This is a genomic window from Haliea salexigens DSM 19537 (assembly GCF_000423125.1).
GTDB classification, from domain to species: Bacteria; Pseudomonadota; Gammaproteobacteria; order Pseudomonadales; family Halieaceae; genus Haliea; species Haliea salexigens.
Genome location: NZ_AUHJ01000011.1, coordinates 142,594 through 154,224, shown reverse-complemented (window position 1 = coordinate 154,224; position 11,631 = coordinate 142,594). Strand labels below are relative to the sequence as shown.

Genomic DNA, 11,631 nt, shown 5'->3' with positions numbered 1-11,631 from the left:
GGTCCGAAGATCCCCCGCTTTCCCCCTTAGGGCGTATGCGGTATTAGCTTGGGTTTCCCCAAGTTATCCCCCACTACCAGGTAGATTCCTACGCGTTACTCACCCGTCCGCCGCTCTACTCACACCGAAGTGCTTTCGCGCTCGACTTGCATGTGTTAGGCCTGCCGCCAGCGTTCAATCTGAGCCATGATCAAACTCTTCAGTTTAATCTTTAACCTCTGCCCAATGGGCAAGAGGGGATGTTTGCGCGGTAACCCCGCGATAACACCCAAATCTCGGCTCAGACACAGTTCGTAATCATATATCCATAAATGAATCGATGAGTCACTTGTTGTGCCTGAATAGTCGTACAACTACTCCAACAAGTGCCCACACATCTGTCTTCGTTTCTTTGTTAAATAACCCAGGGCCGCCGGGGCCGTGGTGTCCGCCAAGATACTCTCTTTGGCGGGGACGCGTATTATACCGATGAGCCGCTTGTTGGCAACAGCTTTTTGCAATTTTTTGCGCAGAGCCAGTGCCGAGACTTCATCTCACTTATACCTTCTAACCGATTGAAAGGCTTGAAGATCTAAGCTCCTCTCCGCCGTGCCGCGTCAGGGTCACTGCGAAGGGAGGCGAACTATACGCAGCACCCCGGTGGCGTGCAATACCCAAGACGAAAAATAAGTTGAAAAATTCACCTGCACCTCGGCCTCGATACGCTGAACCCGCACAGCCAGCGGCTTCAGCGGTAGAACAGGTGATATTTCTTTTTGCCCAGACGCACCACGTAATAGCGGCCATGGAGTGCATGCGCCAGCTCGAACACAGCCGCAGGGCTCTCATTTTCAGCCCAACCGACCGGCCTGCCATTGCAGAGCACGGCGTTGCGTGTGAGCGCATCCTTGACCTGCTTGCCGGAGGTCGCCATGCCCGCCTCAGTCAGCAGCTGGGTCAGTGTGGCCGGCAGCGCGTTTGCACCCGGCAACTCGGATGCAGGCAGGCCATCAAGGCGCAGTTGTTCCAGATCCGTCGCAGACAGGCTCGCGAGGTCATCGCTGAACAGCGCAGCGGTAATACGCTGCGCCGCGGACAGGCCCTCATCTCCGTGCACCAACGCGGTCACTTCGCGCGCCAAAACGGCCTGCGCCTCAGGGCGCCCCTGGCGCTGCTCATCAGCCTGCTGCAAAGCATCGATTTCCGCCACAGGCAGGAAGGTGAAGTACTTCAGGAACCGGTAGACATCCACATCCGCCGTACCCAACCAGAACTGGTAGAAAGCGTAAGGCGAGGTTCGCGCCGGATCCAGCCACACCGTACCGGACTCCGTTTTGCCAAACTTGGTGCCGTCAGCTTTGGTAATCAACGGCATGGTGAGGCCGTATACCGCGTTGCCGTACATACGCCGGGCGAGATCAATGCCGCCGGTAATGTTGCCCCACTGGTCAGACCCACCAATCTGCAGGCCACAACCATAGCGCTGACTGAGTTCCGCAAAGTCGAATGACTGCAGAATCATGTAGGTAAACTCGGTGAAGCTGATACCACTGCCTTCACGTTCGATGCGCTGCTTGACCGACTCTTTCTGGATCATGGCATTCACAGAGAAGTGCTTGCCGACGTCCCGCAAGAACGTGAGCACATCCATGTCCCGCGTCCAGTCCAGATTATTGACCACAACGGCCGACGCTTCACCGGCATCGAAATCGACGAAACGGGACACCTGCTGGCGAATCTTGTCGACCCAGCCGGCAATAACATCGGGCGTATTGAGTTGCCGCTCCTGCGCCTTGAACGAGGGGTCACCTATCAACCCTGTGGCGCCACCGACCAACGCCAGCGGACGGTGGCCCGCCAACTGAAAGCGGCGCAGCATTAAAAGAGGCACCAGCGAGCCGATATGCAGGCTGTCCGCAGTGGGATCGAAACCACAGTAGAGCGTACGTACGCCGCCATCAAGCCAGCCAGGCAGCTGGTCTTCGCCGGCTGCCTGGAATATGAGGCCGCGGGCTCGCAGGTCGGTCAACAGGGCACTGCTCATCAGGCAACTCCTGGCTATAGTAGAAGAAGGTATGAATGGGGGCGCAAACCATACAATAAGGTTCTCAAAAAGCAAGACGTTAAGTGCGCCCACCCCCTGTCAGCCGCCAAAAATCTTTTATATACTCAAAGGCCTACAAAGCACAGCTCATAACGTTTATGCAGAAATCGGGAAACTTGCGGGGGGCCACGGTCAACCCGCCAGCAAAGCAGGCACCACACCGCAAGCACCTGATTGCCGTAGGGGTGCTGTCGGTCCTGGTGGCCGCAACCACCATCCTCACCCCATCAGGTGACGTCGCCGCCAACCGCGAAGACCGGGATGACCTAGGCATGGCGCTGGAAGCAGATGTGCTGGCGCCCATCGTGGTCGGTGAGGCGACGGACACGCCGCCAGTGCCCTCCGCCTTGGCTATCCCCGCCGAGCCCGTCATCGCTGCGTTGGAAACACAGCCTGACTGGCAGGAAGAGATCGTCCGCCGAGGTGACAATCTGTCGCTGATTTTCAAGCGCGCCGGTTTCAATTCGTCGGATGTCTATCGGGTAGTCAACGAGGCCCCCGAGGGCAAGGCGCTTTCGCGGATTTACCCAGGTCAGACCATTGCCTTCCTGGCAGCCGAAGACGGCAGCCTCGAGGCTGTGAAGCACGTGATTTCCCCTCTCGAGTCCGTTACCTACCAGCGCAGTGCGGCAGGTTTTGATACGGAACGTGAGATTCGCCAGACCGATATCCAGGAAACCTGGGTCAGCGCCGAGATCACCTCCTCCCTGTTCATGGCCGGCCAGGACGCCGGGCTGTCCAGCGGACTGATCATCGAGCTCGCCAATATCTTCGGTGGCGTCATCGACTTTGTACAGGATCCGCGCAAGGGCGACACCTTCCACGTCATTTATGAAGAAGTGCTCCTCGACGGCGAAAAATACCAGGACGGCACCATCCTCGCCGCTTCGTTCACCAACAAGGGGAAAACCTTCAACGCATTCCGCTTTGAAGACAAGGACGGCCACGTTGCCTACTACAACGAGGAAGGCATCAGCATGCGCAAAGCTTTCCTGCTGGCTCCGGTAGACTTCACCCGCATCAGCTCCAATTACAACCCGCGCCGACTGCACCCCATCTACAAGACCACGCGGCCTCATCGCGGCACGGATTACGCAGCGCCCACGGGTACGCCCGTGTACGCAGCCGGTGACGGACGGGTTATCAAGTCCGGCTTCACCAGGGCCAACGGCAACTACCTCTTCGTGCAACACGGTGACCGCTATGTCACACGCTACCTGCACCTGCACCAGCGCAAGGTGAAGCAGGGCCAGCGCGTGATGCAGGGCCAGGTTATCGGATCGGTTGGCTCCACCGGGGCCGCCACCGGGCCTCACTTGCACTATGAATTCCTGATTGACGGTCAACATCGCGACCCGCGGAAAGTGCACCGGGAACTGCCCAAGGCAAAAACCCTGGCAGCGGCCGAGCTACCGGCGTACCGCAGTGCCATTGCCGATGTCTCGCAGCAGATTGCAGGGCTGCAGGAAGATCGTCGACTCGCCATGCGCAGTACCGCAAGCAGCTCCCCCGCCGCGCCCTGAGGTGTCCGGCGGCGACCTGTGCATAGGACTCATGTCCGGGACCAGCATCGATAGCATTGATGCTGTCCTTGCCAGCATTTCTGATCACGGACTTGAGATACAGGCCACGCTGGAGCATCCCATTGCGCCCGCACTGCGCCAGGCAATCGCCGACATCAGCCAGCCGGGCGACAACGAAATTGAACGCATGGGCGTACTGGACCGCCAGCTGGGCGCCGCCTTTGCAGAGGCCTGCAACGCCCTGCTACAGCGCGCCAAGGTCCAGGCCGCTGACGTTATGGCGATCGGCAGCCACGGCCAGACCATTCGACACCGGCCGCCCTCAGCAGGCAACGGCACGGCGTTTACCCTCCAGATCGGTGACCCGAACACCATTGCCGAGCGCACCGGCATCACCACCGTTGCGGACTTCCGACGCCGCGATGTCGCCGCAGGCGGCGAAGGCGCTCCCCTTGCGCCCGCTTTCCACGCGGCCATGTTTGCCAAAATGAACGTGAACCGGGCAATCATCAATATTGGTGGTATCGCCAATATAAGCCTGCTCGCGGGCGATGCACTGCTCACGGGTTATGACACGGGGCCGGGGAACACGCTGCTTGACCACTGGGTGCACCAGCACTGCGGCGAGCGCTACGACCGCGACGGCGCCTGGTCCGCGGAAGGCACGGTACACAAGCCACTACTGGAGCAACTGGGCACCCACCCCTATCTCGCTTGTCGAGGCCCACGCAGCACCGGCAAGGAAGCGTTCAACATGGCGTGGCTGACTGACTGCCTCGGCGCGGCACCCGAGGCCAGCCCCCAGGATGTGCAGGCGACCCTCGCGGAATTTACCGCGCAATGCATAGCTGACAGCATTCTCGACAGCGAACTGCCAGTGCACGAGGCTTACGTGTGCGGCGGCGGCGCCTACAACACCGACCTGATGCGCCGGCTCTATCGGCGTCTGCAACCCGCGCAACTTTATTCAACGGCGGAGCTGGGGCTGGAACCGGAGTGGGTAGAGGGTGCCGCTTTTGCCTGGCTGGCGTGGAGAACCCTGCATGGAACCAGCGGCAACGCCGCCGCCGTGACCGGTGCCGAGGGCGCGCGCGTCCTCGGCGGCATCTATCCTGGCGCGGTCAGATAGAAAACGATGCGCCGCAACCGCAGGTGGTCGTGGCGTTGGGATTGTTTATGACGAAGCGTGCACCTTCCAGCCCCTCGGTGTAGTCGACCTCCGAGCCGACGAGATACTGGAAGCTCATCGGGTCAACCAACACAGAAACACCTTCCCGCTCGATCACGGTATCGTCTTCCGCGCCGCTGTCCTCGAACGTGAAGCCGTACTGAAAGCCCGAACAGCCGCCGCCGGTAATGTAGACACGCAGCTTCAGCGAAGGGTTTTCCTCCTCTTCCACCAACTCGCGCACCTTGTTCACAGCACGGGCGGTCAGATTGATCCCGGCGGGATTGAATGCTTCAGCTACCGACATACCTTTCTCCGGGGTACACGTTCCCCCGCAATGACCATAATGGCGCTATTATGGTAAGTCCGACTATTTTAGTCAACTTTAGCAACGGCATCCTGCTGGCCGAGAAACACCGCCGCGGGTGCCGCGGACGCCTCTTCCGGCTCCATACAGTGCAGCAGGCGCCCATTGACTTCCGCGCCCGCCGCCATCTCGATAATGTGGTAGTGCACATCCCCGGAGACGCGCGCGCGCGGCGCCAGCTCCAGGTGTCTGGTCGCATGCACGGCCCCTTCAACGGCGCCGTTAATCATCACCCGGGGTGCGCGGATTTCACCCTGGATACGGCCGGCCTCCACCAGGCGGACCACCGCATCGGCACCCGGCGCGGCGAGCACATCGCCCACCACTTCGCCCTCGATTTCCAGATTGCCACTGAAGTGGATGGTGCCAATAAACTGTGTATCGCGAGATATCAACGTCGTGCCTCCGGCGACTGCCGACGTCCCGCGTTTATTTCCCCACATGTGTAAACCTCTCCTGTACCTGCCACGGATATTGCTCGCGCACTTCCGCCTTGCGCGGTGCGGTCACGGTCGCCACAACGCTGACGGCCTGCGGTTCAAAGCCTTCAGGCAACACGAGGTCGCCCTCTATCGACTGGAAATAGCGAAAACGCAGGGGCAGCACGCTGTGCTCGATATCGGGGCTCAACTCAAACAGCGGATAACTGCGCGCCTGACCCGCCTGCTGACCGGTAATCTCCGCATACAGCTCCCCTTGCAGGGTACTGTGTTTGCGCGCCTCCTGCTGCGCCACAATGCGGAAGCCGTAGCGACCGGGCTCATCGCGCAGCACCAGCTCAATCGAACGCAAGCTGAACCCCTGGGCAATTTCACCGGGGGTCATCAGGCTGCGATAAAAGCGCACCCCCTCCTCCAAGCCGGCGATCAACTCCTTCTGCTCGGCCAGTTCCTGCCGCACAAGCTCCAGGGCGGCGCGGTCCACGTCGTGCCGCGCGGCCATCACACCTACCTGCCGATTCAGCTCCGCGCTGTCCGCCAGGGCGGCGCGCAATGCCTTGCCCTGCTCACGGTATTTCACCGGATCGATGCCAGAGCCACTGAATGCGGCCTGACGACCGAGTAGAAACCCTGCCAGCAGCACTATCGATGCCGCAAGCGCCAGTCCCAGAACCACGAATTGATGATGCCGGACATGGTAGCGCCGCACCACCGTGCGGTAGCGCTCCGAGCCACTGCTCACAGACACCTCAAGGCAACAAACCCACCTGCTGCAGACCGCGGGTTTCCGGCAGGCCGAACATGATATTCAGGCACTGCACCGCCTGCCCGGAAGCGCCTTTCACCAGGTTGTCGATCGTGGAAAGCACCACCACGGTATCGCGGCCCTGCGGCACATTGATGGAAAGCTGGCAGCGGTTGGCGCCCTTCACTGTGCGCGTTTGCGGAAACACGCCAGCCGGAAGTACATCGACGAAAGGCTCCCCAGCATAGTACTCCTCGAATAGAGCCTGCAAACCCTCGGCGGGCTCGCGCAGACGCGCAAACAGCGTCGCATGAATGCCCCGCACCATCGGCAGCAGGTGCGGCACGAACGTGACTGCGACCGCCTCCGTCGTGGCCTCCGCCAGCCCCTGTTCAATCTCCGGCAGGTGGCGGTGACCACCCACCCCGTAGGCCTTGAAGCTGCCCGAGACCTCACTCAGCAGGTTGTCGATTTTTGCCTGGCGCCCTGCGCCGCTGGCGCCGGAGGCGGCGCTGGCTATGAGGCTGCCGGGGTCCACCTTGCCCGCCGCCAGCAGTGGCAACCAGCCAAGCTGAATGGCCGTGGGATAGCAGCCGGGGCAGGAGAGCAGCTGTGCGTCGCGAATTTTCTCCCGGTGCACTTCGGGCAGGCCGTACACCGCACGTTCCAGCAACTCGGGGCTGGCATGGGGCTCACCGTACCAGCGCGACCACAGCGCGGCATCGCGAATACGGTAATCTGCGGACAAATCAATCACGCGCGTACCCGCCGCCAGCAGCTCGGGCACCGTGTGCATGGCCACATTGTGCGGTGTAGCAAAGAACACCACATCGCAACCCGCCAACAGTGCTGCATCGGGCTCTGCAAAGGTCAGGTCGTAGATACCACGGAGGTTTGGGTACAGCTCGTCCACCCGGCGACCCGCCTCGGCGCGCGAGGTAATCGCGACCACCTCTACATCGGCGTGAGACGCCAGCAAGCGCAACAACTCAACACCGGTGTATCCGGTGCCGCCCACAATACCTGCCCTGATCATTCGCCCTCCTGAAATACAAAAACCTCAACAGGCCCGCGCAGGCGGCCTGCCAGTAAACAGCTTAGTATAAGAGCAAATTCAGCGCAGATAACTGTTAATATTGGGTTTCCACCGCAACACTGGCTCACAGGACTCTCCCTGCATGCTATGGCTCAAGGCATTTCATCTGATTTTCATGGTCTGCTGGTTCGCCGGCCTGTTCTACCTGCCGCGCATACTGGTGTACTTCGCTGCCAGCCCGGATGCTGCCACCCGCGCCCAGCTGGCGGTCATGGCACGCAAGCTCTACCGCTTCGTCACCCCGTTCATGGTGCTCACTGTCGCCTTTGGCCTGGCGCTGATCGGCACCAACCCGGGCTACTATCTAGCCAGCACGTGGCTGTGGCTGAAGCTGGCCGGCGTGGTGTGCCTGATACTGTACCATCTGCAGTGCGGTCGCTATGTACGCGAGGCAAATGCCGACAGCAACCGGCACGGCCATGTGTTCTACCGCTTCTTCAATGAAGTTCCGGTGCTGTTTCTCTTCACCATCATCATTCTGGCGGTGGTGAGGCCGCTTTGACGGAAGCCGGGCAGGGTTGTCTATACTGCCAGCGAACCGCAATAATCCGCGCGCACGCCACCCGCAATCACAGGAACCAGGAACCGACTGCATGACCACATCACAGCAACTTTTCGAGCGCGCCCTGCAGCACATCCCGGGGGGTGTGAACTCCCCGGTACGCGCCTTCAAGGCCGTGGGCGGCACCCCCGTGTTCGTCGACAGTGCGGACGGCGCTTACCTGTACGACTGCGAAGGGAAACGCTACATCGACTACGTGCTGTCCTGGGGCCCGATGCTCATGGGCCACAATCACCCACACGTGCGAGAAGCGGTTATCCGCCAGGCGGCCAAAGGGCTCAGCTTCGGCACACCCACCGAGCTGGAAATACAGCTCGCTGACCGCATCTGCGACATCATGCCCGGCATGGACCTGGTGCGCATGGTCAACTCGGGCACGGAAGCCACCATGAGCGCCATACGCCTGGCGCGGGGCTTCACCGGGCGCGACACCATCGTGAAGTTCGAGGGTTGCTATCACGGGCACTCGGATTCACTGCTGGTGAAGGCGGGCTCCGGGGCACTCACCCTGGGCGTACCCAGCTCACCCGGTGTGCCGGCCGCACTGGCCGACCACACCATGACCCTGACCTACAACGACATTGATGGCCTGCGCCGCGCCTTCGCCGAGCACGGCGACGGCGTCGCCTGCATTATTGTGGAGCCGGTTGCCGGCAACATGAACTGTATTCCCCCGCAGCCGGGCTTTCTGGAGGCACTGCGCGAGGTGTGTGATGCGCACGGCAGCGTACTGATTCTGGACGAGGTCATGACCGGGTTCCGTTTCGGCCTACAGGGCGCTCAGGGCTTCTATGGTATTGACGCAGATCTCACTTGCCTGGGCAAGGTGATCGGTGGCGGTATGCCAGTGGGTGCGTTCGGCGGCAAGCGCCACATCATGGAACAGATTGCACCGCTGGGGCCGGTTTACCAGGCCGGCACGCTTTCGGGCAACCCCATCGCCATGGCGGCGGGCCTGGCTACCATGGAGGTTATCTCAGCTCCCGGTTTCTACGAGCCCATTTTCGAGCGCACGACGCAACTCTGTCGTGGCATGGAGCAGGCCGCAGCGGAGGCCGGGGTGCCCTTCACAACGAATCACGCGGGCACCATGTTCGGCGGCTTCTTCACCGATGCCACCAATGTCAGCAACTACCAGCAGGTGATGGCCTGCGATGGTGCCGCGTTCAACCGCTTCTTCCACCTGATGCTGGAGGCTGGGGTGTACCTCGCGCCGGCGTCCTACGAGGCCGGCTTTACCTCCGCGGCCCACAGCGACGACGATATCGAGCAGACCCTCACCGCGGCGCGCAGCGCGTTCGCCAGCCTCTGACCGGAGATTCCTGCCATGTTCCAGAGCCCCAGAGGCCCATTCCCCGATACCCGCATGCGGCGGCTGCGTGCGCACGCGTTCTCCCGCCGCATGGTGCAGGAGCACGCCCTCAGCCCCGCGGACCTGATCTTCCCCGTGTTCGTGCTGGAGGGGCGCCAGCAGCGGCAAACCGTCGCCTCGATGCCAGGCATCGAACGCCTGAGCATTGACCTGCTCACCGACCTCGCGCGCGAAGCACATGGCCTCGGCATTCCCGCGCTGGCGCTTTTCCCGGTCGTCCCTGGCGAGCACAAGAGCCTGCAGGCCGAGGAAGCCTGGAACCCCGACGGTCTCGTGCAGCGCACGGTAAAGGCATTGAAAGATGCCGTGCCGGACCTCGGCGTGATCACCGATGTTGCGCTGGACCCTTACACCACGCATGGCCAGGACGGCATCATCGATGCGCAGGGCTACGTGCTCAACGACGTCACCAGTGAGGCGCTGGTGCAACAGGCCCTCTCCCATGCCGAAGCCGGCGCTGATATCGTGGCCCCATCGGACATGATGGACGGGCGCGTGGGCGCGATACGCCGTGTGCTCGAGCAGCACAGTCACCCCAACACACTGATCATGGCCTATGCGGCAAAATATGCCTCGGCTTACTACGGGCCATTCCGCGATGCGGTCGGGTCCGCCGGCAACATCAGGGGAGGCAACAAATTCAGCTACCAGATGGACCCCGGCAACAGCGATGAGGCACTGCACGAATGTGCCCTCGACCTCGCCGAAGGTGCCGACATGATCATGATCAAGCCCGGCATGCCCTATTTGGATATCGTGCGCCGGGTCAAGGATACCCTGCAGGCGCCGACCTTTGCCTATCAGGTGAGCGGTGAATACGCCATGCATATGGCGGCTTTCCAGCAGGGGTGGCTGGCGCAGGAGCCGGTTATGCTGGAATCACTGCTGGCCTTCAAGCGCGCGGGCTGTGACGGCATACTTACCTACTTCGCGCTGCAGGCGGCACGCGCACTGCAGGCCTAGCCACCGGCATGAAAAGGCAGTGGCGGCACACCAGCAGGCTGACGGCGCTGGCCATCGTCCTCGCAACCAGCGCTGCACAGGCGGACAGCACGGCTGAAGACACGGATGACAGCGAAATGGCGCCCGAGGAATCCTGCCTGTGCCTGTGGCAGGGCGGCTTCGCGGATGTACAGGCGACCACCGACCTGGTGGCGACGGTGACCGTGGTCGGCGGCAAGGGCAATTCACTCGACCTGACCGTGGACACCATCCTGCGCGGGCGCGAATACAATGAGACGATTCGCCTGTGGCTGCAGGCGCGTGACTACTGCCGCCCCGAAGCCGCGCTGTTCCCCGCCGGCAGTCGCTGGGTCATGGCGCTGCAGCGCATCACAGACACCGTTCCCGGCGGCTTTGACCCGCTGACCCCGAATATCAGCTACGGCCGGATTGGCGACTACACCCTGTCCAGCTGCGGCGGTTACTGGCTGCAACTGCATGACGGGCGGGTGACCGGAAACCTGGTGGACGCGCCGCGCTGGGAACACGAGCCGAAAATGACACCCGTGCTGCTGGAACTGTTGAGCGCCTATATCCGCGGTGAGGTGAGCCGTGAAGCTTTGCAGGAAGCTAGCCGCGAAGACCCCGCCCTGCGTGAGTTGATGCTCGACACCAGCGAGTTCCTGCGCGACGTGCGCTGAACGCGACTAACGCCTACGCCAGCTGCGGCGCCGCTCGCGGCTGCCTTCGACAAGGTCCATCAGCTCATCCAGCATCGCCAGCGAGAGGCCCCAGATACGGTATTTGCCGTAGAGGTAGCAGGGCATGTTCAGGGTTATGCGGTTGCGTTGCCAACGCATGGTGTCGCGGTTGGCGTTGTCGAGAAGAAACTCCAGCGGCACCCAGACCACTTCGGCCACCTCGTAATTCAGCTGGAAGTGTGCGTTGCGATCCATGCGGAACACAAAAGGACTCACCGCCATGCCCAGTGTGCTCCGGCGGGGCCGCGCATTGAGGTCGGACAGCCGCCCGATACAGCGCGCCTGCCGGGCCAAGTCCAGCCCCACCTCTTCCTGCGTTTCGCGCAGCGCCACCGCATAGCCGTGGGCGTCACCCGGATCCATGCGGCCACCGGGGAACGCCATGTGCCCGGACCAGGGGTCCCCCTCCCTTTCCGCGCGCTTGATCATTAGAATGTGCAACTCACCCTCTCGCACCTGCAACACCAGCGCCACGGCCGAGCGCTTCATCAAAGGCCGCAACCACGGCCGGCCCGGCCGGTGTGCGGCCAGACGGTTTTCGATCATGTGCAGCAGAGAGACAGACACCGGCG

Annotated in this window: 12 protein-coding genes and 1 rRNA gene; 6 read left to right on the top strand and 7 right to left on the bottom strand. The window is 61.9% G+C overall.

Annotation, left to right across the window (positions count from 1 at the left end):
- Positions 1–206 (bottom strand): 16S ribosomal RNA (locus G533_RS0113690); the annotation flags it as partial.
- 521 nt (positions 207–727) lie between these two features.
- On the bottom strand, positions 728–2,023 hold the full coding sequence (tyrS, locus tag G533_RS0113685; protein ID WP_027950442.1) for a tyrosine--tRNA ligase: 1,296 nt from the start codon (positions 2,021–2,023) through the stop codon (positions 728–730).
- A 158-nt stretch (positions 2,024–2,181) separates the two neighbouring features.
- Here tyrS and G533_RS0113680 point away from each other — a divergent pair, with 158 nt between their 5' ends.
- Positions 2,182–3,606 carry a peptidoglycan DD-metalloendopeptidase family protein gene (locus tag G533_RS0113680; RefSeq protein ID WP_051230358.1) on the top strand — a complete coding sequence of 475 codons (1,425 nt, stop codon included), beginning with the start codon at positions 2,182–2,184 and terminating at the stop codon, positions 3,604–3,606.
- Position 3,607: 1 nt separating this feature from the next.
- A complete protein-coding gene (locus G533_RS0113675) occupies positions 3,608–4,735 on the top strand; it encodes an anhydro-N-acetylmuramic acid kinase (protein WP_027950440.1) in 1,128 nt (375 codons plus the stop codon).
- On the opposite strand, the gene erpA is transcribed toward G533_RS0113675, so the two are convergent.
- The 4 genes from erpA to argC all read right to left on the bottom strand — a co-directional run bounded on the left by erpA (position 4,728) and on the right by argC (position 7,362).
- Positions 4,728–5,081 (bottom strand): iron-sulfur cluster insertion protein ErpA, encoded by a 354-nt coding sequence (gene erpA, locus G533_RS0113670; RefSeq protein WP_027950439.1) that lies wholly within the window; start codon positions 5,079–5,081, stop codon positions 4,728–4,730. The two genes, G533_RS0113675 and erpA, sit on opposite strands and share 8 nt — an antisense overlap.
- A 68-nt stretch (positions 5,082–5,149) precedes the next feature.
- Entirely contained in the window at positions 5,150–5,584 is a 435-nt protein-coding gene (locus G533_RS22065) for a bactofilin family protein (protein WP_051230356.1), read from the bottom strand.
- Positions 5,571–6,323: a DUF6776 family protein gene (locus G533_RS23600; RefSeq protein ID WP_144079885.1), complete on the bottom strand. Its 753-nt coding sequence runs from the start codon at positions 6,321–6,323 to the stop codon at positions 5,571–5,573. The genes G533_RS22065 and G533_RS23600 overlap by 14 nt, the downstream gene beginning before the upstream one ends.
- Positions 6,324–6,330: 7 nt before the next feature.
- Entirely contained in the window at positions 6,331–7,362 is a 1,032-nt protein-coding gene (argC, locus tag G533_RS0113655) for an N-acetyl-gamma-glutamyl-phosphate reductase (protein ID WP_027950438.1), read from the bottom strand.
- A gap of 142 nt (positions 7,363–7,504) precedes the next feature.
- On the opposite strand from argC, the gene G533_RS0113650 reads away from it, so the two are divergent.
- The 4 genes from G533_RS0113650 to G533_RS22055 all read left to right on the top strand — a co-directional run bounded on the left by G533_RS0113650 (position 7,505) and on the right by G533_RS22055 (position 10,999).
- Entirely contained in the window at positions 7,505–7,924 is a 420-nt protein-coding gene (locus G533_RS0113650) for a CopD family protein (protein WP_027950437.1), read from the top strand.
- Positions 7,925–8,015: 91 nt separating this feature from the next.
- Complete coding sequence (gene hemL / locus G533_RS0113645; RefSeq protein ID WP_027950436.1) at positions 8,016–9,296, top strand: glutamate-1-semialdehyde 2,1-aminomutase; 1,281 nt, start codon at positions 8,016–8,018, stop codon at positions 9,294–9,296.
- A gap of 15 nt (positions 9,297–9,311) precedes the next feature.
- Positions 9,312–10,319 carry a porphobilinogen synthase gene (gene hemB, locus G533_RS0113640; RefSeq protein ID WP_027950435.1) on the top strand — a complete coding sequence of 336 codons (1,008 nt, stop codon included), beginning with the start codon at positions 9,312–9,314 and terminating at the stop codon, positions 10,317–10,319.
- An 8-nt stretch (positions 10,320–10,327) separates the two neighbouring features.
- The gene (locus G533_RS22055; RefSeq protein ID WP_051230352.1) at positions 10,328–10,999 is read left to right on the top strand and encodes a hypothetical protein; all 672 of its coding nucleotides are present in this window, start codon (positions 10,328–10,330) and stop codon (positions 10,997–10,999) included.
- A 6-nt stretch (positions 11,000–11,005) separates the two neighbouring features.
- Here the strand turns inward: G533_RS22055 and G533_RS22050 are convergent, their stop codons facing one another.
- Positions 11,006–11,626, bottom strand: coding sequence for an NUDIX hydrolase (locus G533_RS22050; protein WP_240472442.1), 621 nt, complete (start codon positions 11,624–11,626; stop codon positions 11,006–11,008).
- Positions 11,627–11,631 lie beyond the last annotated feature (5 nt).